The following is a 26,420-nucleotide window of genomic DNA, read 5'->3' as shown; positions in this document are numbered from 1 at the left end:
TCCCGTGCCGCTCTACCGGGCGGCGGCCGGGGAGAGCTCCGCGGCGAGCCGGCGCAGCTCGGGGCCGTACTCGGGGTTGGCGAGCGCGGCGGCGAACTGGGCACGCAGGTAGGCGGCGGGGTTGCCGGTGTCGTACCAGGTGCCGTCGATGACCTGCCCGTACACCGCGCGCCGGGCCGCGTAGGCGTTGATGGCGTCGGTCAGGTAGACCTCGTCCTCGGGCTTCTCGTGCCACCGGAGGGTCAGTTCGCGCAGCTCGTCGACGATGCCGGGAGTGATGACGTAGCCGCCGATCGCCGCGTACGCGGAGGGCGCGTCGACCGGCTTCGGCTTCTCGACCAGGCCGGTGATCCGCAGCGAGCCGCCGCCGAGGTCCTCCTTCACCACCGGCACGCCGTAGCGGTAGGAGTCCTCGGGCGCCATCGGCATCAGCGCGAGCACCGGCGCGTTGGTCTGCTCGTACGCCCGGATCAGCTGCTGCGCGCGGGGGACCTCCGCCACGAAGACGTCGTCCGGCCAGAGCACCAGGCAGGGCTCGTCCCCGAAGTGGCGGGCGGCGTTGAGCACCGGGGTGCCGTTGCCGTACGGGCCGTGCTGGTAGAGGTAGCTGATGTGGCCCTTGCGGGACAGTTCCCCGACCTCCTCGACCGCGTCCGCGAACGCCGCCTTGCCGTCCCGGCGCAGCTGCTCGACCAGGACGGGGTTGGGGCGGAAGTGCTCCTGGATCAGGCCCTTGTCGCCGTTCACGACGATGGTGATGTCGGTGATGCCGCTCTCGATCAGCTCACGCACGGTGTGCTCGATCACCGGCTTGTCGCCGACCGGCAGCATCTCCTTCGGCGTGGCCTTGGTCAGCGGCAGGAGGCGGGAGCCGAGCCCGGCGGCGGGGATGACGGCTCGGCGGATCGTCCTGGGGGCCATGTGACCCTCTCTCGTTTCGTCGGTGGTGCAGCGCCGTGGTGACGCGGTGTCACGGTCGACGCTATCAGGGACCGGCGTCCCGTTAAGTGGACGGCCGGCGTACGGAAACCGGCCTCCCGGCAGCCGTCCGGTTGCGCCTGTCGGCCACGGGCCGGCCATCTCGAACTCCGGTACGGCGCACGGTTTCTCGACGTCGCACCCCCGGGTTCCGGCCGTCGCTCGCCCGGCCGCCGGCCGCCCGGGCGGCGGGTGGCGCGACGGAGCGGCGCGGGAAATCCGTGGGAGATTCTCCGTCGGAAGGACGTCAAGACCGCGGCGCCCGCACCGACACCCGGACGAAGGCGGCCCCGCCGGGGCCGCGCACCCGAGGAGGACGAGATGAAGTTCCTGATCAGCCTGCACATCAACCCGGCCGTGCTGGACGCACTGACCGACGAGGAGAAGGCGGCGATCGGCGCCGGACACGGCCGGTTCATCGAGGATCTGAAGGAGTCCGGCGAGCTGATCCTCACCCAGGCGCTGGTCGACCCGTCGCAGGCCGCCGTGGTGACCGTGCGCAACGGCCAGCCGGTGGTGACCGACGGGCCGTTCCTGGAGGCCAAGGAGTTCCTGGGCGGCTTCTACCTGATCGACTGCGAGGACAAGCAGCGCGCGATCGAACTGGCCGCCCGCATCCCGGACACCGCGATCGAGGGCCTGGGCGTCGAAGTGCGACAGGTGATGTTCTCCGACGGACACTTGGAGGCATGACAGCACCGGACTTCGAGGACCTGCTGCGTGGGCTCACGCCGCAGGTCCTCGGCACGTTGGTACGACGGTACGGCCGCTTCGAGGGCTGCGAGGACGCGGTGCAGGAGGCCGTCCTCGCCGCCGCCGTGCAGTGGCCCTCCGAGGGGGTGCCGGACAATCCGCGCGGCTGGCTGGTGACGGTCGCCTCGCGGCGACTGATCGACCAGGTGCGCGGCGACAGCGCGCGGCGCGAGCGGGAGCGGGCGACGGCGGCCGCCGACGTGGTGCCGGAGGAGGTGCCGGACACCGACGACACGCTGCTCCTGCTGTTCCTGTGCTGCCACCCGGCGCTGACCGCCGCCTCGCAGACGGCCCTGACGCTGCGCGCGGTCGGCGGGCTGACCACGGCCGAGATCGCCCGCGCGTTCCTGGTGCCGGAGGCGACGATGGCGGCCCGGATCAGCCGGGCCAAGCAGCGGATCAGGGCCGCCGGTGGTTCGTTCGAGCTGCCCGGAGGGTCCCTGCCGGAGGGCGGGATGCCGACGGACGAGCGCGAGGAACGGCTGCGGGTCGTCCTGCACGTGCTCTATCTGATCTTCAACGAGGGCTACACCGCCTCCTCGGGCGGCGAGCTGCACCGCCTCGACCTCGCCTGCGAGGCGATCCGGCTCACCCGGATGGTGCGGGCACGGCTGCCGGAGGACGGCGAGGTGGCCGGGCTGCTCGCGTTGATGCTGCTGACCCATGCCCGCCGCGCGGCCAGGACGACGGCCTCCGGTGACCTGGTCCCGCTGGCCGAGCAGGACCGCACGGTGTGGGACCGCGCGCTGATCGAGGAGGGAACGGCGCTGGTCAAGGAGGCGCTGGCCAACCCGGAGCTCGGCCCGTACCGGCTCCAGGCCGCGATCGCCGCCACCCACGCCGACGCGGTCACCGCCGAGGACACCGACTGGCGGCAGGTGTACGCGCTGTACCTGATCCTGGAGCGGATCGCGCCCAACCCGATGGCCACCCTCAACCGGGCCGTCGCCCTGGCCGAGACCGAGGGCCCGGAGGCGGGCCTGGCCCTCCTCGCCACCCTGGACACCGACACCCGGATGGCCGGCCACCACCGGCTGCTGTCCGTCCGGGCGCACCTGCTGGAGCGGGCCGGCGACACGGCCGGTGCGTACGAGTGCTACCGGCGCGCCGCCCGGGCCACCGCGAGCCTCGCGGAGCGCCGGTACCTGGAGGCACGGGCGGGCCGGGTGCGTCCGGCCCGGTGAGGCTGCTCCCCGCCTCCGGGCTCTCGGAGCCCGGTCCTGTTCGCCGCAGCCCGGTCCCGCTCCTCGGCGTCCGATCGTGCTCAGAGCCCGACCGCGTCGGCCGTCTGCTCGACGGTCCAGGCGAAGAAGTCGTCCGCCGGGTCGATCGACCCGACCAGGTGGCCGTGCAGTTCGAAGCCGATCAGGCCGATCAACTGCACCCAGGCCCCGATGCTCGGGGCGAGGACGTGCGGCGGCGGGCCGAGGGCGAAGTCCGCGGTGAGCCGGGTGAGCTGCTCGGGCAGGGCGCCCTGCGGCGGCGGGCCGGGCGGGGTGGGCCGGAGCTCGGCGTCGCGGACCACGCCGAGCAGGGCGAGCGGCAGCCGGGCGGCGGGCTCGACGGTGGTCCGGGGTGCCGCGTAGCCCGGTACGGGGGTGCCGAAGACCAGCGAGAACTCGTGCGGGTTGGCCCGGGCCCAGTCGCGGGTGGCGGTCCACAGGGCCCGCCAGCGGTCTCGTGACGTACCCGCTCCGGTGGCGGCGAGGGCGCGGTCCGCGGCGTCGCCGAGTTCGTTGTAGGCGTCGATGATCAGCGCGGTCAGCAGCTCGTCGCGGCTGGTGAAGTAGCGGTACAGCGCGGAGGAGGCCATGCCCAGCTCGCGGGCGACGGCGCGCAGCGACAGCTGCTGGGCGCCCGCGGAGGCGAGTTGGCGGCGGGCCTCCTGCTTGATCTCGCGGCCCCGGACGCCCCGGCCGAGGACCTGCTCCGGGTCGCCCCCGGCTACCCCGTCTTCCGCATCACGGGCAGCTGAGCATCCGTACCGGACGGGGGAATCGCGCCGCAGCGCCGGGCCCTTCTTGCTCCCGACTCGTTGCCCATGGCGGCAGATCACCCGCGGACAACCACCGGAGGTTCCCCATGGCCGACGATCCCGAGGCGACGGACGGGCCCCAGATCCCCCCGTACCGCAGCTACACCTGGGAGGGCGAGGGCGACGCCGTCCACATCGTCCTCTACCCGGGCGAGGAGGAGGCCGACGAGGAGCGCAAGGCCGGGTTCCGCGCCATGGGCGCCCGGCAGTTGGCCGACCTGATCGCCGACCGGGAGGCGGAGCACACCCCGCCCTTCCCCGGCCTGCCGAACCTCCGCCTGATCCACGGCGAAGGCGGCTCCTGAAGCCCGCGCCCGCACCCGTCGCGCCGGCGGCCGTCGGCTCAGCCCTTGCCGCCCGCCTTCAGCACCTGGGCCGCGGCCACGCCCGCCGCGCTGAATCCGTGCCCGCCGCCCTCGACCTCGGCGGCGACGGCGAGGTCGCCGCGGTAGGCGATGAACCAGCTGTTGTTGGCCTGGCTGCCCGCCTCGACGGTGCCGGTCTTGGCGCCGATCTGGCCGGACAGGCCGGCCATCGGGGTACGGGCGGTGCCCTGGGTGGCGGTCTTGGCCATCATGGCGCGCAGGTCCCGGGCGACGTCGGCGGGGAGCTTGCCGGGTGCCGTCACACGCTTGGCGTCCTCGCGCAGCACGGGCTGACGGAACGTCCCGTTCTGCACGGTGGCGGCGACCGAGGCCATCAGCAGCGAGTTGACCTGGATCTGCCCCTGGCCGATGTACTGGGCCGCGGCCTCGTCCTTGTTCCCGGGCGCCGGGATGGTGCCGTCCCGGCTCGGGATGCCGATGTGCCACTCCAGGCCGAGGCCGAACTGCTCCCGGGCCACCCGGCCGAGGGCGCCGGGCTGGAGCTTCTCCAGGCCCTTGTCGATGAAGCCGGTGTTGCAGGAGTGGGTGAAGTCGTCGGTGAGCGTGTAGGACGGGAAGTCGCCGCGCTCGTCGTTGTGCCAGGCGCGCGGGGAGTAGGTGGTGTCCTTGCAGGGCACCACGGTGTCCGGGCTCACCCCGGCCTCCAGCAGGGCGGCCGAGGTGATCACCTTCATCGTCGAGCCGGGCGGCTGGCCGCCCGCGACCGCGCGGTTGAACCCGCCCTGCGGGGCGTTCGCGATCGCCAGGATGTTGCCGGTGCTCGGCTGGATGGCCACCAGCGAAGCCGGATTGCCGTTCGCCGACTGCTGCTTGACCGCATCCTCGGCGACCTGCTGGAGGTCGGCGTCCAGGGTGAGCTTGACCGACGGTGCGCTCGACGGGGTCAGCACGAACAGCTGCTCCGGCTCGCCACCGCTGCCGCCCGAGAGCACCACGGCCCGGCCGGTGACGGCGGCGGCGCCGTCCGGCGGGGCGATCTGGGGCAGGACGGCGCGCAGCGACGGGAAGGTGTCGAGCGGCCGGCCCTTGCGGTCGGTGGGCTTGGACACCGGGTTGGGCATCGCCTTCACCCCGATGGTCCTGCCCGGGGTGAGCTGGGGATGGATCACGGACGGCTTCCAGCGCACCACGGGCCGCCCGTCCTGGGAGCGGACGAAACTCAGCACGCTGTCGTACTCCCAGGCGTCCGGGGTGCCTTCGAACTCCGCCTTCACCCGGAAGCCGAGGGCCGGCTCGCTCGGGCTGTCGGCGGGCGCGCGGCCCGTCCCGGTCAGGGCGAGCGAGCGGGCGCCCACCTGCTCGTGGAACGCGGTCAGCGCGGCGCGGGCGGACTCCGGGCGGTCCGTCAGGCCGGCCGCGGCCGTGATGTCGCCGCGGCTCCAGGCCGCCAGGAACTCCTTGGCCGCCGACTCGGCCTGCTCGGCGGTCGGCGGGTCCTGCGGTTCCTTCGCCACGGTGCCGGAGCCCTGGTGGCCGCCGGAGGGGCCGTTGTCCGTCACGGCGTTCATCACGTTGTAGGCGCCGTAGCCGCCGACCGCCAGCAGGGCGGCGAACACCCCGCCGACCGCCACCATCACGACCCGGCGCTTGGTCGAGCCGCGTGGGGCCTCGTCGTCGTCGTCCTCGTCGTAGGCGTCGTACGTGCTGTCTTCGTCGGCGAGTTCGTCGTACTCCTGGTGGGCGCCGTAGTCGTCGTGCCCGGGGAGTCCGTTCTGCTGGAGGAGCCCGTCCTGCCCGTCGTGTCCGCGGCCCGCCTCGTGCTGGTCGTACTCGTCGTACCTGTCGTTCTTCCGTTCTCCGGACATGGCTCCGTCCCCCCTGCGATCCATCGTGTGCGGCGGGCTCGCCCCCTCCGGCATGCCGGCCCGCCGGCCCGACGACCGGACGAAAGTCCGTTCGGGCGCGGATCAGCCTATGCCGAGGCGAGTGATCGGTCGACAGTGGAACGGCCCGCAAGCGGACGGCACTGCGCCACGCGCCGCACCGTGACAGGCCTCAGCCCAGCACCGCCGGCGTCGGCCCGTCCGGCCGCACGGTGATGCTGTACGCCGCCCCCGCCGGTCGCGACCGGAACGCCAACGGCCCCATCGGCAGAAGGAGTTCCAGCAGCGCCGTGGTCTCGCGCAGCGCGAACTGGGTGCCCAGGCAGGCGCGGGCGCCGAGGCCGAACGGGAAGTAGGCGCCGAGCTGCCCGGGGCGGTCCGCGCCGGGGGCGAAGCGGGCGGGGTCGAAGCGTTCCGGGTCGGGCCACAGCGCCGGGTCGCGGTGGGTGAGGTACGGGCAGACCAGCACGTCCGTCCCGGCGACGATGCGGTGCCCCGCGATGACGTCGTCCTCGACGGCGTGCCGGGGGAGCAGCCAGGCGGAGGGGTAGAGCCGCAGCGTCTCGCTCACCAGCGCCTGCGGATCGGCCGTCCGGGCCTCGGGGTGGCGGTCGAGCAGCAGGAAGAGCCAGGTGAGCGTGGTGGCCGTGGTCTCGTGGCCGGCGACGAGCAGGGTGACCAGCTCGTCGCGGATCAGCCGGTCGGTGTACTCGGGGTACTGCTCGCCCGCCTCGATCAGCACCCGGAGCACGCCGGGCTCCTCGCTCGGGCCGGCCGAGCGCGCCGCGTCGATCGCCGCGTGCGCCACCGCGTCGATCCGGGCCAGGTCCCCGGCGACCGCGTCCCGGGCGTCGGCCGCGTTGGTCGGAAGCGTCGGCATCGCGGCCACCACCCTTTCCACCGAGCGGAGTTCGCGATCCGTCCGGTCGTCCATCGGCAGCCCGGTGAGTGCCCGCCAGACGGTGTCCAGGGCGAAGCCGCGCATCTCCTCGCCGACGTCGAAGGTCTCCCCGCTGCGCCGGTACCCCTCCCAGCGCTCGGCGGTGCGGCGCGCCGCCGCGGCGATCCGCTGCTCGTAGCGGCGCATCCCGGTGCCGGTGAACTGCGACTGCAGCAGCCGCCGTTGACGCTTCCAGGCGTCGCCCGTGGCGGACAGCACGCCGTCCCCGACCAGCATCCGGGCGCGGTGCGAGCGCTTGACGTACCGGTCCGGGTGGCGGCCCAGGACGTGCTGCACGGCGGCCGGGTCGGTGACCAGGACGGTCGGCGTCGGGCCGAGGCGGAAGGCGGCGACGCCGCCGACGCCGCGCTGCGTCCGGGCCAGCAGGTCGACGAGCTCGGCCTCCTCGGCCCGCCACTGCTCGACGACCTCGGCGGCCAGCTCCGGTACCGGGCGGGTGTCCGTGCTCACGGGTCTGGTCCTTCCGGTCTGCTGACGGTTCGTCCGTTCCGGTCCGACTCTATGCCAGGGAGGCTCCCGTCCGGGTTGGCCCCGAACGGGTGGCCGGCCCGGCCCGGGGGCGGCGCGGCGGCGCGCCGGGCCGGGGGCGCACGGCTACCGTGCGGCGGGGCCGACCGGCTCCTGCTCGCTGCACGGATGGGAGAACGCATGCCCGGGACCCGGCACTTCGGAGGCGGCAGGAACCGCCGAGTGGCCCGGTGGCTGGTGGCCGTCCTGCTCGTCCCGGCCCTCGCGGCCTGCGGCGGCGGTGGCGGCGGTGGCGGCGACTCCGGGTCGGCCGGCGCCACCCAGGCCGGGCAGAACGGTCAGAACAGCGGTTCGGGCCGGCCGGACGACCAGCGGACCAAGGACGAGGGCAACGAGGGCGGATTCCGGAACGCCGGCGAGCCCTCGGCGAACGTCCAGGGCGGCGACAACACCGCCTTGATCAGCCTGTCCTTCCCGTCGAAGACCAGCTTCCCGGCCACGATCAGCAAGGTCGCCGACTGCGGCAGCTCGGCGTACGCCACCCCTGCCTCGAAGCAGGTCCAGGTGACCGACGGCACGACCGATCAGGTCGAGTTCCAGCTCCCGCAGTGGAAGCCCGGGACCACGAGCCGGACCGTGTGCCTCACGGTGACGGCCGACGACTCCACCAAGCGGATCGAGGCCGTGGGTTCGGTGGACGTCATCAGCCCGGACAACGGGTCCACCCCCGGCAGCGGCTCGACGTCCGGCAACGGATCCACCCCCGGCAAGGGTTCGACGTCCGGCAACGGAGGGACCCCCGGCGGTGGGTCCAGCCCGAACGGCGGCGCTTCCACCGGCGCCGGGAGCAACCCCTGAGCCCAGCCGAGGAGGAACCCCCGGGAGGGCCGACGCAGCCGGAGGCACGCTCCTGGGGCGAGTGGATCGCCAAGCTCGCGACCTGGGCCGCCCCGACCACCCTCCTCGCCGGGCTGCTCTTCTTCTTCGGCTACGCCTACACCAGTTCGCTCTACGGCTACTTCGGCATCGACGCCGGCACGATGGGCTTCGCCACCCAGGACCTGCTGCTCCGCAGTTCCCCCGCGCTCTACGCCCCGGCCGGGGTCGCCCTGGTCGGCGCGCTGGTCGGCGCGCTGGTCTACCACCTCGCGACCAGGGCGGCCGGGGGAGGCGGGGGCGGCGCCCGGACGGTGCGGTGGGCCTGTCTGGCCGTCACCGTGGCGGCCGTTCCGCTGCTGGTGCTCGGCTTCCTGGCCGGCTTCGAGGCGTTCGACGCCGGCCCGATGGGCACCCCGCTCCTGATCGGCGGCGCGCTGCTGCTCGGGGTCCTGGCCCGGATGATGTACGTGCGCAGCACCGGCGCGCCGTACCCGCTGACCGGGGAGCGCGCCGCGCTGGGCATCAGCGTGGCGATCATCGTGCTCTGCTCGTTCTGGGCGGTCGGCGGCTACGCCCAGCACAAGGGCACGGCCGACGCCGAGCAGCTGGCCCAGCACCTCTACCGGCGTCCGGCGGTCGTCCTCGACACCCCGGAGCGCCTCCACCTGGGGTGGCCCGGGGTGCGCGAGACGGTGCTGCCCGACGTGGAGCAGGGGGCGCGGTTCCGCTACCGCTACGAGGGCCTGCGGCTGCTGGCCTACGCCGACGGCCGGATGTTCCTGGTCCCGCACGACTGGACCTGGGAGACGGGCAACGGGCTGATCGTCCCCTTCGACGACAACGTCCGGGTCGCCTTCCACCCCGGCTGAGGCCCCCGTGGTCCGGGTACACGGCTGCGCCGCGGTCCGTCCCCTCGACGGACCGCGGCGCAGCGGCTTCACCGGGCGTCAGCGCGCCCCGGTCACACCGGCTGCCAGAGCGCCGGGACGACCGGCGGCTCCCAGCCGACCTGGGCGGTGTGCCCCTGGAGGCAGCGGTAGCTGACTCCGTTGTAGGTCACGACGTCGCCCGCCTGGTAGGTGGTGCCGGGCGTCCAGGTGCCACCGGGGTTCGGCGAGCCGTTGCCCACGACCAGCGAGAAGCTGGTGCTGTGCGCGGCCGAGCCGGTCCCGGTCAGGGTGATGTTGTAGGTGCCGGTCGCGGTCGAGGCGGAGGTGGCGAGGGTGACCGTCGCCGAGCCGCCGGACTGCACCGAGGAGGGGCTGAAGGAGACCGTCACGCCCGCCGGGGCGCCCGAGGCGGTCAGGTTGACCGTCTGGGCCGAGCCGGAGGTGGTGGTGGTGGCGACCGTCGCGGTGGCGGTGCCACCGGGCGAGACGGTGGCGGTGGTCGGGTTCACCGAGAGGGAGAAGTCGTTGGCGGGCGCGGTGCCGCCGACCGAGGTTTTCCAGATGGTGTACGCCACGCCGTCGGCGCTGCGGTTCAGCACCGTCGCGTCGACGTTGTTGGTGGTGTCGCAGGACGAGTGGTAGCAGGAGTCGTAGGAACGGCCCGCCGTGCCGCCCCACTTGGCCGCCTGCGCCGACGTCTTGGTGTCGCTGGCGCCGGCCGCGTAGCCCGAGGTCGGGATGCCCGCCTGCTGGAAGGAGTAGTCGTCCGAGCGGCCCTGGCCCTCGACGTTCTCCTCCGGCTTGAGGTTCAGCGAGTCCCAGTAGGCCTTCATCGGTGCGGAGGCCGAGGAGTTGATGTTGTTGATGAAGTAGCCGGCGTTGGTCGAGCCGACCATGTCGAAGTTGTAGTACGCCTTGATCGCGGAGCGCTGGGCGGAGCCCAGCTGGCCGACGTAGGACTGCGAGCCCTGGAGGCCCTGCTCCTCACCGGTCCACCAGGCGAACCGGACGTGCCGGGTCAGGCTGGGGTTCTGCTGGGCGAGCACGAGCGCGTTCTCCAGCAGGGTGGCCGAGCCGGAGCCGTTGTCGTTGATGCCGGGGCCGGCCGAGACGCTGTCCAGGTGTGCGCCGAACATGGTGACCTGGTCGGACGGGCCGCCGGGCCAGTCGGCGATCAGGTTGTTGGACTGGTAGGTGCAGGAGGTACAGGTCTGCTCGGTGACGCTGTAACCGGCCGCCTGGAGCTTGCCCTTGATGTACGCCAGCGACTGGCTGTGTCCGGCGCTGCCCGCCCGGCGGTGGCCGCCGTTCTGGTTGGCGATGCTGTTCAGCTGGGACAGGTGGGCCTGGACCTTGGCGACGTCGATGTCGGGCGCGGGCCCGCCGGGGTTGCCCCCGCCGCCGACGGTCAGGCTGTACTGGGCGGTGTGGTTGGTGGAGCCGGCGGTGCCGGTGACGGTGATCTGGTACGTCCCGGCCACGGCCGCCGCGGAGGCGGTGAGGGTCAGGGTGGAGGAGGAACCGGCCTGCACCGAGGAGGGGTTGAAGCTCGCGGTGACGCCCGAGGGCAGGCCGGAGGCGGTGAGGGCGACGGTCTGGGCGGTGCCGGAGGTGACGGCGGTGCTCACCGTCGACGAGGCCGAGGCGCCGGGCTGGACGGAGCCGGAGGCCGGGCCGAGGGAGAGCGAGAAGTCGCTGTTGCCGGACGGCGTGCAGGTCGGGTCGCCGCTCTGCGCGGGGACGCTGACGGCGTCCCAGGCGGCCTTGGCCCGGTTGAAGAACGTGCAGCTCGCGTCGAGGTTCTTCGCGGCGGTCAGGGTGGCGGTGCGGTAGCGCTTGTAGGTCATGCCGCTGGTCTTGAGGAGCATGCCGCCGTAGAAGACCCTGCCGGCGTCCTTGATGCCGATGCCGGTGACGGTGGAGTTGTTGCAGGTCGGGCTGGTGGGCTTGCCGCCGCCCGGGTTGGAGCCCTCGGCGAGGAGGTAGAACCAGTGGTTCAGCGGACCGGCCGCCGCGTGCTCCTCGGTCTGCGGGATCGACGCCGAGTAGCAGTTGGGGTTGTTGCTGACCAGTGAGGGGTTGTACATGTTGCGGATCGGCCCGCTGCCGACCAGGTTGATCATCTCTCCGACGGTGTAGTCCGGGGAGTCGTAGGGTGCGGGCTGGTTGGCGTAGGCCTCGGTGAGCGCGCCCATGATGTCGCCTGTGGCCTCGCCCAGGCCGGACTCGTTGTTCGCACCGCCCGGGGTGTACTGGTCGATGCCGTGGCCGAACTCGTGGCCGACGACGTCGATCGAGGCGATCCACTTGTTCGCCTGGCTGTGGCCGATGGATATCGTGCTGCCGTCCCAGTAGGCGTTGACATCACTGAGCCCGACCTTGACGGGCCAGCTGCCGCCGTTGCCGTTGTGCCCGTTGCGACCCAGCCAGTCGCGCAGCATGTCCCATTCCTTCTGGGCGGCGAACATCGCGTCCCCGCAGCCGGTCTCCTTGCTGGAGGCGCTGCCGGTGCCCCAGGAGTCACTGCTCTTGGAGAAGACCTGGCCGGTGCTGTAGTCGGAACAGGACAGGCCCGGCCGGTTGGGGTCGCGCAGCGAGTAGGAGCCGCCGGAGTTGGTGGTGCTGATGGTGACCGGGGCGGGGCCGTTCCACTCGCTGTTGATGGTGCCCGCGCGCACGTCGTCGTAGCTGTCGATGACCTCGCCGGTGGCGGCATCGACGAAGACGTGCAGTGTGCTGGGCGCCGAGTCGGTGCGGCCCTTGAGGACGGTCTCCCAGGCCAGGCGGCCGGTGCCGTCCTTGACCCGGACGACCAGGCGGCGGGAGTCCACGGAGTCCACCGCGGTCAGCTTGGTGCGGGCGGTCTTCTCCGCGTTCGCCGCGCTGACCTGCGGTGTGATGGAGCCGCCGACGGGACCGGTGGCCGCGGACTGCAGGGCGCGGACGCGGCCCTGGGCGTCGGCGAGGACCACCGCGTCGCCGCCGACCACCGGCAGGCCGTGGTAGCTGCGTTCGTAGGCGACGGAGTAGAGTCCGCCGATCCAGGGGGTGACGGTCTTGCGTTCGTAGGTCTCGTCGGGGCCCTTGGCCAGGGCGTCCAGGCCGGCCGCGGTGGCGGCGTCGGCCGCGTTCACCGCCGCGGCCAGGGCGCTGGGCGGGGCCGGGGAGGGGGCGGGTGCGGCGGTGGCCGGCCCCGCGGTGGCGGCGATCATGCCGGCCAGCACGGTCAGGGTGGTCGCCGTGGTCAGCAACCGGCCTGCGGAAACTCTGCGTTGCATCGAGGCTCCTCGCATGTGGGGGTCCTCGACCGCGGACGGCAGGGGCTGGTGGCGCACCGCAGGGCCGTATGGGGGGGACGGCCGTGCGGGCCGTCCGCGCTCGGGTGCCCGAACCCTCACACGGCGTCATGCCCGGGTCAATGGCCGGTGCGCCGGATGCAAGGGATTGGCAAATTCCGTCAAGCCGACCGGAGCGACTCCGCGCCAAGCTGGCGTTTCCCTCAAGTGGTTGAGACCACATCATGTACGGCGCGGGTGGCGATCGAGTACCGTCCTCGTCATCGGAGTCGTCGGAATCACTGGAATCGTCGACAGGCCCTGTGGCCGGTCGGGGACGACGCGCCCGGGAGGCAGCCGTGCAGCGGAACCGTGTGGCCCCCGCGGCGGCGGTGCCGGCACCGCCGACCGGCCGGGAACGGGACGCCTGGCGGGAGTTCGGCGCCCGGCTGCGGCAATGGCGGCGCCGGGCCGGCCTCACCCAGGCGCAGCTCGGCACCGGGATCGGCTACGACCACACCGCGGTCAGCAAGATCGAGCACGGCGCTCGCCGGGTCACCCCCCGGATCGCCGACCGGATCGACGACCTCCTCGGTGCGGGCGGCGAGTTGAGCGCCGCCTGCCAGCGCGCCGAGAGCGCCGAACTGTGCGTCCTGGACGCCGTCTCGCCCGCCCTGTTCCGGCCCCCGCTGCCCGGTGGGGCGCCGTTCGGTGCGCCGCCCACCTCGGTCCCGGCCCCCGCTCCGCTGCGGCTGCCCGACTACGGCCTGCTCTGCCCGCTGCACGGCGCCGAGGGCTGTGTGGTCCCCGAACCCGGGGAACTCGCCGCCCTGCACGCCGAGTTCTGTGCCCCCGCGGCGCTCGCCGACCCGGTTGCCGCGCCCCCGCTGGACGCCGTCACCGCGCACGCCCTGACCGGCCTGCTCGCCGCCCACCTGCGCTCCGGTGAGACCGGCGACCGGCCGGGCCTGGCCGGCGCCGTCGAGCGCACCCTGCACGCCGTGCTCGCCCGGCTCGCCGCCGCCCCCGCCACGCAGCGCGGTCCGCTGGCCCGGCTGGCCGCCGAGCACGCCCACGCGGCCGGCGCGCTCCGGATGCAGGACGGCCGCAACGCCACCGCGATGGCCTGCTACGACCGCGCCCTCACCTGGGCCGGGCTGGCCGCGGACCAGGCCACCCAGGTCGGCACGCTCAGCGACATGAGCATCCTGGCCCGGCTGGACGGCGACCCGGTCGCCGCCCTCGGTTACGCCCGCGAGATCGAACGGGTCGCCCCGGACCGGCACTGGGCCGGCGCGATGGGCCGGATCAGCCGGGCCCGGGCGTACGCACTCACCGGCGACGTGCGGGCGACCGTCCGGCAGGTCGGCCTGGCCCGGGCGCACCTGGACCACATCGGCGCGGAGGACGAGGTGGACGTGCCCTGGCTGTCCATCGCCTCGATGCGGATGCGGGTCGAGTCCGCCGCGGCCGCCGCGCTGCGCGACCTCGCCGCGGCCACCGACGATCCCCGGCTGGCCCGCCGGGCGCTGAGCGCCACCGAGACCGCCCTCGGCCAGCTCGGTCCGGACCAGCTGCCGTCCAGTCGTCTGCTCTTCATCGTCCGCGCGGCCGACTGCCTCGTCTGCGCGCACGACCCGTCGGCGGCCGTCGAACTGCTCGGCCCCGCTCTGGAGGCGACCGGCGCCACCGCCCTGCCCGCGCTGGTCGAGTACGAGCTGCGCGGTCTGCGCGACCGTCTCACAGCGCATGCGCCCCGTGCCGCACGCCGACTGGCGGAGCCGGCCCGCTCCTGACCCGGCGGTGGTGTGAGAGGGGCGGCGACTGCCGCCGGGTTTGGCCGGATCGGTAGCCGCGCGGGGCAGCGTAGAAGGGGCGCACAACAGAGCCCACCGTCCTGAACGGCCACGATCACGCACCGTCAACTCCGGTGCTTTCTCGAAAATGCGCCCCCTTCACACCATTCTGGCGTCAACTTCGTGCGCGTATAGTCCGCCGATCGGGTCATTCATGGAGTTAAAACGTCGAATGACTGTCGCGGCACGCGTCTGCCGCTAGAGTCTCTGACGTTTCCAGTCATTAGTCCGCGAAGAACGGGGGGCACGTGCTGTCAGCCATTGCCCGCCGGCTCGCCCATCCGCTGCTGCTCCTGGGTGTGCTGTGCACGGCCGTCGCGACCCTGCACTTCCACTGGGCGCCGGATCGGGTCTCCCCGCTCTTCCTGGTCGCCGCCATCGGATATCTGGCGATCCTGGAACGGGTGATCCCGTACCGGACCGACTGGCATCCGAGTCGACGTGAACTCGGCTGGTACAGCGTCTACTTCGTGCTGAGCATGGTCGGCGGAGGACTGGCTCAGGGGCTGGTGTCGACGCTGGTGGAACTGCTCGGCCCGGCCCACCCGGCGCTGCCGTTCGCGGTGGAGATCCCGCTCGCGCTGCTGGTCGGTTCGCTCGGCGACTACCTCGTGCACCGCTGGTCCCATCGCAACCGGTGGCTCTGGCGGCTGCACGGGGTGCACCACGTCCCGGACAAGGTGAACGTCGCGAACAACGGTGTGAATCATTTCCTGGATGTGCTCGTGGCGCAGTCCGTTGTCCAACTGTCGTTGGCTCTCATCGGATTCTCACCGGATTCAGTGTTCGTGGTCGGAATATTCGTCCTGGCCCAGGGGTATTTCGTCCACGCCAACATCGACGTCCGAATCGGCCCGCTCGGCCATGTCCTGGCCGGACCGGAACTCCACCGCCTGCACCACAGCACCGACCTCGCCGAAGCCGGCCACTACGCCTCCGATCTCTCGCTCTGGGACCACGTGTTCGGGAGCTTCACCTGGCGGCCCGGCAGAGCGCCGAAGGCCGTCGGCCTCACCGACCCGGCCGCGTTCCCCGCCACGGGGGAACTCGGCGCCACCCTGCTGCACCCCTGGCGCCGGGTGAAAGCGACCGAGCAGTCCGTCTGAACCCCGGCCCGCGAGGCCGCCCCACTCTCCCCGTGACCGCGGCGCCATGCCATCACCCTCGGATTGGATCATGACTTTCTCGCCCTTCGCCGTGCCCCGCGAGCGCATCGCGATCACCGGTATCGGCTGCCGTCTGCCGGGACACGCCAACGACCACCGGACCTACTGGCGCAACCTGATCGAGGGCCGGGACTGTCTCACCGAGACGCCCGCCGACCGCTACGACATCGGCACCCTGGGCAGCAGGGACCGGGCCAAGCCGGGGCGGCTGATCGGCGGCAGGGGCGGCTACATCGACGGCTTCGACACCTTCGACCCGGACTTCTTCGGGATCAGCCCGCGCGAGGCCGAACACATGGACCCGCAACAGCGCAAGCTCCTGGAGGTCAGCTGGGAGGCGCTGGAGGACGGCGGCCTGCGCCCCGGCGAGCTGGCCGGCCGGGAGGTCGGCGTCTACATGGGCGCCTTCACCCTCGACTGGAAGATCCTCCAGTTCGCCGACCTCGACTTCGGCACCATCGCGGCGCACACCGCCACCGGCACCATGATGACGATGGTGTCCAACCGGATCTCGCACTGCTTCGACTTCCGCGGGCCCAGCGTCTCGATCGACACCGCGTGCAGCTCGTCGTTGGTCGCGGTCCACCTCGCCTGCCAGAGCCTGCTCCGCGGCGAGACCGAACTCGCCCTGGCCGGTGGCGCGTTGCTGCACATGGCGCCCCAGTACACGATCGCCGAGACCAAGGGCGGCTTCCTCTCCGCGGACGGCCGCTCGCGCGCCTTCGACGCCTCTGCCGACGGCTACGTCCGGGCCGAGGGCGTCGGCGTGGTCGTGCTCAAGCGGCTCTCCGACGCGCTGCGCGACGGGGACCCGGTGCACGCCGTCATCCTCGGCACCGGCGTCAACCAGGACGGCCGCACCAACGGCATCACCGTCCCCAGCGCGGACGCCCAGGTCACCCTGATCGAGCGGGTCTGTGCCGAGGCCGGGGTGCTGCCCGGCAGTCTCCAGTACGTCGAGGCGCACGGCACCTCAACCCCGGTCGGCGACCCGATCGAGGCCGCCGCCCTCGGCCGGGTGCTCGGCATCGGCCGCCGCGCCGGGGAGCGCTGCTACGTCGGCTCGGTCAAGACCAACATCGGGCACACCGAGGCGGCGGCCGGCGTCGCCGGGCTGATCAAGACCGCGCTCGCGATCAAGCACCGCCGCATCCCGCCGCACCTCAACCTGGAGCAGCCCAACCCCGGCATCGACCTGGACGCGCTGCCGTTCGAGATCCCGACCGAACCGGCGGACTGGCCCGAGCACCGGGGCCCGGCCCGTGCCGGCGTCAACTCCTTCGGCTTCGGCGGCACCAACGCCCACGTCCTGCTGGAGGAACCGCCGCAGCCCGGGCCCGCCGCACCGGTGGCCGAGCCGGCCCGCACGGTGCTGCCGCTGAGCACCAAGGACACCGCCGGACTGCCCGAACTGGCCGCCGCCGTACGGCAGGAGATCGCCGGCGGGACGTCCCTGGCCGACCTCGGCCACACCCTGGCGCACCGCCGCCAGCACCTGCCCGAGCGGCTCGGAGTGGTCTACTCCACCCGGGAGGACCTGGACGAGGCGCTGGCCGCGTGCGAGCGCGGCGAGGAGCACCCGCGGGTGGTCCAGGGCCGTGCGCGGGAACGCCGGCAGCGCCGGCTGGCCTGGGTGTTCACCGGCATGGGCCCGCAGTGGTGGGGGATGGGCCGGGGGCTGTACGAGCACGAGCCGGTCTACCGGGAGGCCGTGCAGGCCGTCGACCGGGAGATCCGCGCGCAGGCCGGCTGGTCGCTGCTGACCGAGCTGGGCCGGGACGAGGCGGACTCCCGGATGGCCGAGACCTGGCTGGCCCAGCCTGCCAACTTCGCCGTGCAGGTCGGGCTTTCGGCGCTCTGGCGGAGCCACGGCCTGATCCCCGACGCGGTGGTCGGCCACAGCACCGGCGAGGTCGCAGCCTTCCACGAGGCCGGGGTGTACGACCTGGCCGACGCCGTGCGGGTGGTGCTCACCCGCAGCACGCTCCAGCAGCGCCTGGCCGGCACCGGCACCATGCTCGCGGTCGGCCTGCCGGAGGCCGAGGCCGAGCGCCGGATCCGCCCGTACCGCTCGCAGGTGTCGCTCGGCGCGGTCAACAGCCCCTCCGCGGTGACCCTGGCCGGGGACGCCGAGGCGCTGCGCGAGCTGGCCGAGGACCTGCGGCAACAGGGTGTCTTCGCCCGCCCGCTGGACGTCGAGGTCCCGTACCACAGCGTGCGGATGGACCCGATCCGGGACGAGCTGGTGGCCGGGCTCACCGCCATCAAGCCGCAGGAGACGCGGCTGCCGCTCTACCTGACCGGCCGCGAGGGGCTCGCCCGCGGGCCGGAGCTGGACGGCGAGTACTGGTGGCAGAACGTCCGCAACCCGGTGCGCTTCCGGGCCGCCGTCGAACGGATGGCCGAGGACGGGCACGGGCTGTTCCTGGAGCTCGGCCCGCACCCGGTGCTCGGCCACGCGATCCGCGAGTGCGCCGAGCAGGCGCACACCCTGCCGTCGATCCGCCGGCAGCAGGACGAGCCCGAGCGGTTCGCCCGAAGCCTCGCCGAACTGCACACCCTCGGCGTCGAGTTGAGCTGGGAAGCGCTGCACCCGGGCGGCCGCCCGGTGCCGCTGCCGGCCTACCCGTGGCGGCGGGACCGGTACTGGGTCGAGCCCGAGCCGGTCGAGCAGGTCCGGCTCGGCCGGCTCGACCACCCGCTGCTCGGCCGCCGCACCGCGAGTGCCCAGCCCGGCTGGACCAGCGCGCTCGACCCGGAGCGGCTGCCCTACCTGACCGACCACCGGATCGAGGGCCAGGTGGTCTTCCCGGCCGCCGGGTACCTGGAGATGGCCGCCCAGGCCGTCCGCGCCCTGACCGGCGGCACCGAGGTGACGCTGGCCGAGGTCGAGCTGAACCGGGCGCTGTTCCTCTCCGAGACCGAGCCCGTTCCCGTCCAGCTCGGCTACGCGCCGGAGGACGCCCGCTTCACCATCGCCTCGACCCCGGCCGGCGGCGAGCCGGGCGTGCACGCGAGCGGCCGGGTCCGCACCGGCCAGCGCCGCTCCTACGGGCCCGCACTGGACGCGGACGCACTCCGCGCCCGGGGGCGGCACCTCAACGGCCCGGACTGCTACCGGCAGCTGGCCGAGCGCGGCTACGACTACGGGCCCGCCTTCCAGGCCATCGCCGAGGTGTGGGTGGGGCCCGGTGAGGCACTGGCCCGGATCCGGCCGACCGGGCGGCTCGGCCCGGACGCGGCGAACCACCACCTGCACCCGGTGCTGCTGGACGGCTGCTTCCAGACCCTGCTCACCACCCGGCTGGACGCGCCGGAGGGCGGCAGCGTCCGGCTCCCCGTCTCGATCGAGGAGGTCCGGCTCGACGAGATCGGCGACCGCCCGCTGTGGGTGCACGCCACCGTCACCCGGGACAGCGGCGAGGAACTCGTCGGCGACCTCGCGCTCCACACCGAGGACGGAACCCCGGTCGGAAAGGTCACCGGCTTCCGGGTCACCGACGTCGCCCAGGCCCCGGGCTCCGTCGGACTGGCCACCATCGACGGCTGGCTCACCGAGGTCGCCTGGGTGCCCGCCCCCGAGCCGGCCGTCGACGAGGCCCCCGGCGACCTGCTGCTGTTCGCCGACCGGAACGGCCTCGCCGAGCGGCTGGCCGCACTGGCCGCCGGGCGCGGCGCCCGCTGCCACCTGGTCCGGCCCGGCACCGAGTACCGGCACGGCGAAGGACACTCGACCGTGCGGCCCGACTCCGCCGAGGACGTCCAGCGGCTGTTCGCCGACCTCGACCCAGGCTTCGGCACCGTCGTCCACCTCTGGAACCTCGACCAGCCCGCCCTGGCCGCCACCGCTGCCGACCTGCTCGGCCCGCTCGCGACCCTCGGCGCCTACTCCCTGATCACCCTCGCCCAGGCCCTGCCCGCCGCCCGCCCGGACGGCCGGCTGCACATCGTGACCCGGGGCGCCCAGGCCGCCGCCCCCGGCGACCGGGTCGAACCGCTCGGTGCCCCCGCCTGGGGTGTCGGCCGGGTGCTGTGGCAGCAGGAACTGGTCGCCCAGCGCGGCACCCTGGTCGACCTCGACCCGGCCGTCGACGTCGTCGGCCAGGCCGAGGCACTGCTCGCCGAACTCGCCGCCCCGGGCGAGCAGGAGATCGCCCTGCGGTCCGGCGGCCGGCTCACCAGCCGGCTGCGGCAGGCCGAGGGCCTCACCCGCCCGCTGCCCCCGGTCCTGCGCCCCGACGGCAGCTACCTGGTCACCGGGGCCTTCGGGGCCCTCGGCCGGCTGCTCTGCCGCACCCTCGTCCGGCGCGGCGCCCGGCGCCTGATCCTGGTCGGCCGCACCGTCCTGCCCGAGCGCTCCCAGTGGGCGCACACCGACCCGGACACCCCCGTCGGCGAGCGGATCGCCTTCCTGCGCGAACTCCAGGCGCTCGGCGCCGAACCGCTGCTCGCCCCGGTGGACGTCACCGACGAGACCGCCCTCACGGACTGGCTCGCCGACTACCGGCAGCGCCAGAGCCCGCCGATCCGGGGCGTGTTCCACCTCGCCGGGCAGGTCAAGGACACCCTGCTGGCCCAGATGGACCGCCCGGCCTTCGATGCCGGCTACGCCCCCAAGGTGACCGGCGGCCACCTGCTGCACCGGCTGCTGCGCGACGAACCGCTCGACCACTTCGTGCTGTTCGCCTCCGTCGCCTCGCTGCTCACCACCGCCGGGCAGACCAACTACGCGGCCGGCAACGCCTTCCTGGACGCCCTCGCCCACCACCGCCGGGCCGAGGGGCTGCCCGGGCTCAGTCTGGACTGGGGCCCCTGGGCCACCGGCATGATCGAGGAGCTGGGCCTGGTCGCCCACTACCGCGACGCCCGCGGCATGAGCTCGCTGCCGCCGGACGCCGGAACGGCGGTCCTGGAGCGCGTCCTCGGCCAGGACCGCGCCCAGCTGCTGGTCGCCACCGTGGTCGACTGGCCGACCTTCCTCTCCTGGTACCCGGCGCCGCCGCCACTGGTCGCCGACCTGGCGGCGAGCGCCGCCGAGCAGGCCCCGGCCGAGACCGGCGGCTTCCTGGACGCCTACCGCGCAGCCGACCCGCAGGCCCGCCGGGACCTGGCCACCGAGCGGTTCACCGCCGCCGCTGCGGCCGTGCTGCGGATCGGCGCCGAGCGGATCGACGCGGAGACCAGGCTCGGCGCGCACGGCCTGGACTCGCTGCTGGCGATGGAGCTGCGTGCCCGGGTGCACGGCGAACTGGGCGTCGCCCTGCCGGTGGTGGCCCTGCTCAGCAACGGCACCGTCGGTGACCTGGTCGACCTGCTCACCGAGGGCCTGGCCGAGCGGCTCGCCGCCGACGGCGGCCCGGCCGAGGCCGAGGTGGAGCTGTACACCGACGAGTCCCGCTTCCCGCTCACCCACAACCAGCAGGCGCTCTGGTTCCTGCGCCTGCTGCACCCGGACGGGTTCGCGTACAACATCGGCGGCGCCGTCGAGGTCCGCGCGGAGCTCGACCCGGAGCTGATGTTCGCGGCCTTCCGCCTCCTGATCGCCCGGCACCCCGAACTGCGCGCCAACTTCACCGCCGAGGACGGCCGCCCGGTCCAGCGCATCCGGGAGGAGGCCGAGGCCGACACCGGGCTGTTCGACGTCGAGGGCCGGCCCTGGGAGGAGATCCACGACCTGATCGTCCGCGAGTACCGGCGGCCGTACGACCTCGCCGGGGATCCGCTGGTACGGCTGCGGCTGTTCCGGCGCGGGCCGGACCGCTGGGTGCTGATGAAGGCCGTCCACCACATCGTCTCGGACGCGATCTCCACCTTCACCTTCATCGAGGAGCTGTTCGAGGTCTACGAGGCGCTGCGCCAGGGCCGTACCCCGGAACTGCCCCCGGTGCCCGCCCGCTACCTGGACTTCCTCAACCGCCAGAACCGCTTCCTGGCCGGGCCCGAGGCCCGGCGGATGCTCGACTACTGGCGCGGCCACCTGCCGGCCGAGGTGCCGGTGCTCTCACTGCCCACCGACAGGCCGCGCCCGGCCGTGCAGACCCACAACGGCGCCTCCGAGTTCTTCCGGCTGGACGCCGAACTCGCGGCCCGGGTCCACGAGTTGGCCCGTGCCAACGGGGCCACCCCGTTCATGGTGCTGCTCGGCGCCTACTACCTGCTGCTGAACCGCTGGTCCGGGCAGCCGGACATCGTGGTCGGCAGCCCGGTCACCGGCCGCACCCAGGAGGAGTTCGCCTCCGTCTACGGCTACTTCGTCAACCCGCTGCCGTTGCACGTGAGCCTGGCCGGGGAGCCGACCGTGGCCGAACTGCTGGCCCGGGTGCGGGAGAGCGTGCTCGGCGGCCTGGACAACCAGGAGTACCCCTTCCCGCTGCTGGTCGAGCAGCTGGGGCTCCAGCACGACCCGAGCCGCTCCGCGGTGTTCCAGGCGATGTTCATCCTGCTCACCCACAAGGTCGCCGTGGAGCGCTTCGGATACCGCCTGGAGTACATCGAACTCCCGGAGGAGGAAGGCCAGTTCGACCTCACGCTGTCTGCCTACGAGGACCGTGCGGACGGCTGCTTCCACTGCGTCTTCAAGTACAACTCCGACCTCTTCGAGCCCGCCACCGTCCAGCGGCTGGCCGCGCACTACCGCAACCTGCTGGACGCCATGACCCGCGCCGCCGAGGGCGAGCCGGTCGGGCGGCTGCGGATGCTGGGCGAGGCCGAGCGGCGGGAGATCCTCACCGGCTTCAGCGGCGCCGAGCGCCGGATCGAGCACGACACCCCGGTGCCGGAGCTGATCGCCAAGGCCGCCGCCGAGCGACCGGAGGCCGTCGCGGTGGTCGCGCCCGGCCGGGACGGCGTCCGCCGACTGACCTACGGAGAACTGGACCGGAAGGCGCAGCGCGCCGCCGGACGACTGCGTGAACTCGGCGTCGGCGAGGGTTCGGTGGTCGCGGTCTGCCTGGAGAAGTCACCCGAGCTGATCACCACGCTGCTGGCGATCTGGCGGGCCGGCGCCGCCTACCTGCCGCTCGACCCCGGGCACCCGGCCGACCGGCTCGCCCACCAGGTGGCGGACGCCGGAGCGGCGCTGGTGGTGGTCGACCAGCGGCGCCCGCTCGCGGCCGGACTGCCCGCCGCGCCGGTCACCCTGGAGGAGCTGGACCGGCCCGCCGGGGCCGCCGTGCCACTGCCGGCCGCCGACCCGGACCGGGCCGCCTACCTGATCCACACCTCGGGCTCCACCGGCCGCCCGAAGGGGGTCCGGGTCGACCACCGCAACCTTGCCGCCGTCACCGCCGGCTGGTGCGCCGAGTACCGGCTGGACACCGAGGTGCGGGTGCACCTCCAGATGGCCGGCACCGCCTTCGACGTCTTCTCCGGCGACCTCGCCCGGGCGCTCAGCACCGGAGGCACCCTCGTCCTGGTCGACCGAGAGCTGCTCTTCGACACCGCCCGGCTGTACCGGGTGATGCGCGAGGAGGCCGTGGACGGCGGCGAGTTCGTGCCCGCCGTGGCCCGCGCGCTGCTGGCCCACTGCGAGCGCGAGGGCCTCACGCTGGACTTCCTGCGGCTGCTGATCGTCGGCTCCGACTCCTGGAAGGCCGCCGAGCACCAGCGGGTGCGCGCCCTGTGCGGCCCGCGGACCCGGCTGGTCAACTCCTACGGGCTGACCGAGGCCAGCGTCGACAGCACCTACTACGAGGGCCCGACCGACCAGCTGGAACCCGGCCGGATGGTGCCGATCGGCCGGCCGTTCCCGAACAGCGCCGTGTACGTCCTCGACCCCTACGGCGAGCCCGTCCCGGTGGGCGTGCCCGGCGAGCTGTGGATCGGCGGCGCGGGCGTCGCGGCCGGCTACCCCAACGACCCGGAGCAGACCGCCCGGCGCTTCGTCACCCTGGAGCTCGACGGAACGCCCGTGCGGCTCTACCGCACCGGCGACCTCGGTCACTGGGACACCGCCGGCACCGTGCACCTGCTCGGCCGGATCGACAACCAGGTCAAGGTCCGCGGCCACCGGATCGAGCCGGGGGAGATCGAGGCCCACCTCACCGCCCGCCCGGAACTCGCCCAGGCCTGCGTCGCGGTCCGCCAGGACGCCCGGGGCGAGGCCGTCCTCGCCGCCTACGTGGTGCCCGCCGAGGGCACCGTGCTGGACCGCCGCGAACTGCGCCGCCACCTCGCCGAGCACCTGCCCACCGTGATGATCCCCTCCTACCTCGCCGAACTGCCCGCCCTGCCGCTCACCCCGAACGGCAAGGTGGACCTCGCCGCCCTGCCCGAGCCGAAGGCCGACACCGAAGGCGCCCAGCACGAACCACCCGTCACGCTCTACGAGACGAGGGTCGCCGAGCACTGGCGAAACCTGCTCGGCCTGGACGAAGTCGGCCTCCAGCACGACTTCTTCGAACTCGGCGGCAGCTCGATCCGGCTCATCGAGCTGATCCACCACCTCCAGAGCGAGTTCAACATCAGCATCCCGGTCGGCCTGCTGTTCAAGGTCACCACCCTGCACGGCATGGCCCGTACCGTCGAGCAGATCATCACCGGTGAGGTGGCCGGCGGCGAGGCCTACCTCTGGTTCAACGCCGAGGCGCCCGAGGACCGTACGGTCTTCTGCTTCCCGCCGGCCGGCGGCCACGGGCTGGTCTACCGGCAGCTCGCCGCGCACCTGCCGGAGCACCGGATCGCCTCCTTCAACTACCTGACCGGCGAAGACAAGACCGTCCGCTACGCGGACCTGGTCGAGGAACTGCACGCCGCCGGGCCGTACGTCCTGCTCGGCTACTCGCTCGGCGGCAACCTCGCCTTCGAGGTGGCCAAGGAGCTGGAACGGCGCGGGCGCACGGTCGGCTCGGTGCTGCTGGTGGACGCCTACCGGGTCACCGATGCCTTCGACCTCGGCGAGGAGCACCTGGCCGTCTTCGAACGCGAACTCCACGAGCACCTGCACCGCCACACGGGCTCTCGGATCGTCGCCCAGCGGACCATCGAACAGGCCCGGGACTACCTGGAGTTCAGCAGCCGGACGCCCAACAGCGGCACGTTGAAGGCCCAGGTGGACGTGGTCTGCGAGCGCGACCGGCTCTCCGTGCACGTGGGCGGAGAGCCGGGCTCCTGGCACGGCTCCTCCACCACGGGCACCGCGGTGTACGTCGGGCACGGCGCCCACGCCGAGATGCTCGACGGGGACTTCGCCGCCCGCAACGCCGAACTGGCGGGCGCCATCCTGGCCGGAGGCGCCGCCGATGGCCGCGGCTGACCGCGGGCCGGACTGGTCCACGAGGGAGCGGGCCCCCGGCGGCCCGCCCCGGGTCATCGTGATCGGCGCGGGCCTGGCCGGGCTCGCCACCGGCTGCTACGCGCAGATGAGCGGCCTGGAGACCCGGATCTTCGAGAAGCACGTGCTGCCCGGCGGCTGCTGCACCGCGTGGTCCCGGCACGGCTACCTGTTCGACTACTGCATCGACTGGCTGATCGGCACCGCCGAGGGCACCGGAGCGCACCAGGTCTGGAGCGAGCTCGGCGCGCTGGACGGCAAGTCGGTGACCCGCTTCGACACCTTCAACCGGGTGGTCGACGAGCACGGCCGGGCCGTCACCTTCTTCGGCGACCCGGACCGTCTGGAGGCCCACCTGCTGGCCCTCGCACCCGGCGATGCCAAGCCGATCCGGGACTTCTGCCGGGACCTGCGCCGCTTCGCCGCGATCGAACTTCCCTGGGACCTCACCCCGCCGCCGCTGCGCACCACGGCGGAACGGCTGCGCACCCTGCGCACCGTCCTGCCCGCGTTCCGGCTGTTCTGGCGCACCGCGACCACCCCGATGAGCGGCTTCGCCGAGCGCTTCCAGGACCCGCTGCTGCGGCGGGCCTTCCCCAACATGTTCCTCCAGGAGCCCGCGGGCTTCCCCCTGCTGCCGTACCTGTACACCCTGGCGGCCGCGCACAACGGCAACGCGGGCTTCCCGCAGGGCGGTTCGCTCGGGCTGGCCCGCTCGGTGGAGGAGCGCTACACCTCGCTCGGCGGGGTGATCGGCTACCGCTGCCGGGTGGAGCGCATCCTGGTCGAGGACGGGCGCGCGGTCGGGGTGGAACTCCGGGACGGATCACGGCACTTCGCCGACCACGTGGTGGCCGCCTGCGACGGCCCGACGGTGCTCGACCGGCTCCTGGAGGGCCGCTACTCCAGCCCCGCCACCGAGCGCCTGTACGGCGAACTCCTCGACAAGCCGGGCAACCTGTACCCGGCCGTGGTCTCCGCCTTCGTCGGCATCGACGGCCCGCTGCCCGAGGGCGAGCCGCACAGCACCACCTACCTGCTGTCGCCCGAGGACGGCGAGCGGCTGCCCGGCTCGCTCCAGCGCAGCCTGGTGGTACAGCTGCGCTCGTCCTACGCGGACGGGTTCGCGCCGCCGGGCAAGTCGGTGCTGCACTGCACCTACTTCAGCGACTACCGCTCCTGGAAGGACCTGCGGACCGGTGACCGCCGGGCCTACCGGGCGCGCAAGCAGGAAGTCGCCGCGTTCGTCCGGGAGTTCCTGGAACGGACCTACCCCGGCCTCGGCCGGCGGATCGAACTCGTGGACGTGGCCTCGCCGGTGACCACCGAGCGGTTCACCGGCAACACCTACGGCAGCATCCTCGCCTGGCAGGCCTTCTCCGAGGCCGAGGACGCCGCCAACCGGCTGGTCAACCGGGACCGGATGCGGCTGCCCGGGCTGAGCGGCTTCTCCATGGCGGGGCAGTGGACCGCGCTCGGCGGGCTGATCCGGGCCGCCACCAGCGGACGGTTCGCCGCGCAGTACCTCTGCCGGGAGCTCGGCCGGCCGTTCCGGGCCTGGCCCAGCGACAACCGGGAACCCTGGCACGCGGGCAAGTGGGGCCGCCTGCCGCAACTCGACCGGGCCACCGTCGGACTGCCGGAAGTGGGAGTGGCGGAGTGAGCGGGACGACCACCAG

General features: G+C 73.4%; 14 protein-coding genes. 9 read left to right on the top strand and 5 right to left on the bottom strand.

All coding sequences use genetic code 11. The features are described 5' to 3' along the window. Positions 1 to 12: 12 nt before the first annotated feature. Complete coding sequence (locus ACIRRH_RS11585) at positions 13 to 921, bottom strand: UTP--glucose-1-phosphate uridylyltransferase (protein ID WP_403065245.1); 909 nt, start codon at positions 919 to 921, stop codon at positions 13 to 15. A gap of 378 nt (positions 922 to 1,299) precedes the next feature. On the opposite strand from ACIRRH_RS11585, the gene ACIRRH_RS11580 reads away from it, so the two are divergent. Together ACIRRH_RS11580 and ACIRRH_RS11575 are read left to right on the top strand one after the other, a co-directional pair. Next, positions 1,300 to 1,671, top strand: a complete 372-nt coding sequence (locus ACIRRH_RS11580) for a YciI family protein (protein ID WP_363383147.1) — start codon at positions 1,300 to 1,302, stop codon at positions 1,669 to 1,671. Next, positions 1,668 to 2,915: an RNA polymerase sigma factor gene (locus ACIRRH_RS11575; protein ID WP_403065242.1), complete on the top strand. Its 1,248-nt coding sequence runs from the start codon at positions 1,668 to 1,670 to the stop codon at positions 2,913 to 2,915. Before ACIRRH_RS11580 ends, ACIRRH_RS11575 begins: the two co-directional genes overlap by 4 nt. 80 nt (positions 2,916 to 2,995) lie before the next feature. On the opposite strand, the gene ACIRRH_RS11570 is transcribed toward ACIRRH_RS11575, so the two are convergent. Next, the gene (locus ACIRRH_RS11570; RefSeq protein WP_403065239.1) at positions 2,996 to 3,787 is read right to left on the bottom strand and encodes a TetR/AcrR family transcriptional regulator; all 792 of its coding nucleotides are present in this window, start codon (positions 3,785 to 3,787) and stop codon (positions 2,996 to 2,998) included. 26 nt (positions 3,788 to 3,813) lie between these two features. Between ACIRRH_RS11570 and ACIRRH_RS11565 the strand changes: the two genes are divergently transcribed. After that, positions 3,814 to 4,071 carry a hypothetical protein gene (locus ACIRRH_RS11565; RefSeq protein WP_403065236.1) on the top strand — a complete coding sequence of 86 codons (258 nt, stop codon included), beginning with the start codon at positions 3,814 to 3,816 and terminating at the stop codon, positions 4,069 to 4,071. A gap of 38 nt (positions 4,072 to 4,109) precedes the next feature. On the opposite strand, the gene ACIRRH_RS11560 is transcribed toward ACIRRH_RS11565, so the two are convergent. Together ACIRRH_RS11560 and ACIRRH_RS11555 are read right to left on the bottom strand one after the other, a co-directional pair. Then, positions 4,110 to 5,957: a penicillin-binding transpeptidase domain-containing protein gene (locus tag ACIRRH_RS11560; protein ID WP_403065233.1), complete on the bottom strand. Its 1,848-nt coding sequence runs from the start codon at positions 5,955 to 5,957 to the stop codon at positions 4,110 to 4,112. A 190-nt stretch (positions 5,958 to 6,147) separates the two neighbouring features. After that, positions 6,148 to 7,386: a cytochrome P450 gene (locus ACIRRH_RS11555; RefSeq protein WP_403065230.1), complete on the bottom strand. Its 1,239-nt coding sequence runs from the start codon at positions 7,384 to 7,386 to the stop codon at positions 6,148 to 6,150. A gap of 240 nt (positions 7,387 to 7,626) precedes the next feature. Between ACIRRH_RS11555 and ACIRRH_RS11550 the strand changes: the two genes are divergently transcribed. Further along, complete coding sequence (locus ACIRRH_RS11550) at positions 7,627 to 8,262, top strand: hypothetical protein (protein WP_403065227.1); 636 nt, start codon at positions 7,627 to 7,629, stop codon at positions 8,260 to 8,262. A gap of 182 nt (positions 8,263 to 8,444) precedes the next feature. Further along, positions 8,445 to 9,152, top strand: a complete 708-nt coding sequence (locus ACIRRH_RS11545) for a hypothetical protein (protein ID WP_403065224.1) — start codon at positions 8,445 to 8,447, stop codon at positions 9,150 to 9,152. A gap of 92 nt (positions 9,153 to 9,244) precedes the next feature. Here the strand turns inward: ACIRRH_RS11545 and ACIRRH_RS11540 are convergent, their stop codons facing one another. Beyond that, a complete protein-coding gene (locus ACIRRH_RS11540; RefSeq protein ID WP_403065221.1) occupies positions 9,245 to 12,451 on the bottom strand; it encodes a M28 family peptidase in 3,207 nt (1,068 codons plus the stop codon). A gap of 356 nt (positions 12,452 to 12,807) precedes the next feature. Between ACIRRH_RS11540 and ACIRRH_RS11535 the strand changes: the two genes are divergently transcribed. From ACIRRH_RS11535 to ACIRRH_RS11520, 4 genes are all read left to right on the top strand, one after another. Beyond that, the gene (locus tag ACIRRH_RS11535) at positions 12,808 to 14,244 is read left to right on the top strand and encodes a helix-turn-helix domain-containing protein (RefSeq protein ID WP_403065218.1); all 1,437 of its coding nucleotides are present in this window, start codon (positions 12,808 to 12,810) and stop codon (positions 14,242 to 14,244) included. Positions 14,245 to 14,552: 308 nt separating this feature from the next. After that, positions 14,553 to 15,410, top strand: coding sequence for a sterol desaturase family protein (locus ACIRRH_RS11530; RefSeq protein ID WP_403065215.1), 858 nt, complete (start codon positions 14,553 to 14,555; stop codon positions 15,408 to 15,410). A 70-nt stretch (positions 15,411 to 15,480) separates the two neighbouring features. Continuing rightward, positions 15,481 to 24,723 carry an amino acid adenylation domain-containing protein gene (locus ACIRRH_RS11525; RefSeq protein WP_403065212.1) on the top strand — a complete coding sequence of 3,081 codons (9,243 nt, stop codon included), beginning with the start codon at positions 15,481 to 15,483 and terminating at the stop codon, positions 24,721 to 24,723. After that, positions 24,710 to 26,404 carry a phytoene desaturase family protein gene (locus ACIRRH_RS11520; RefSeq protein WP_403065209.1) on the top strand — a complete coding sequence of 565 codons (1,695 nt, stop codon included), beginning with the start codon at positions 24,710 to 24,712 and terminating at the stop codon, positions 26,402 to 26,404. The genes ACIRRH_RS11525 and ACIRRH_RS11520 overlap by 14 nt, the downstream gene beginning before the upstream one ends. Positions 26,405 to 26,420: the final 16 nt, after the last annotated feature.

The organism is Kitasatospora sp. NPDC101235 (genome assembly GCF_044767505.1).
Lineage (GTDB): Bacteria > Actinomycetota > Actinomycetes > Streptomycetales > Streptomycetaceae > Kitasatospora.
This window is presented reverse-complemented; position numbering and strand designations above follow the sequence as displayed.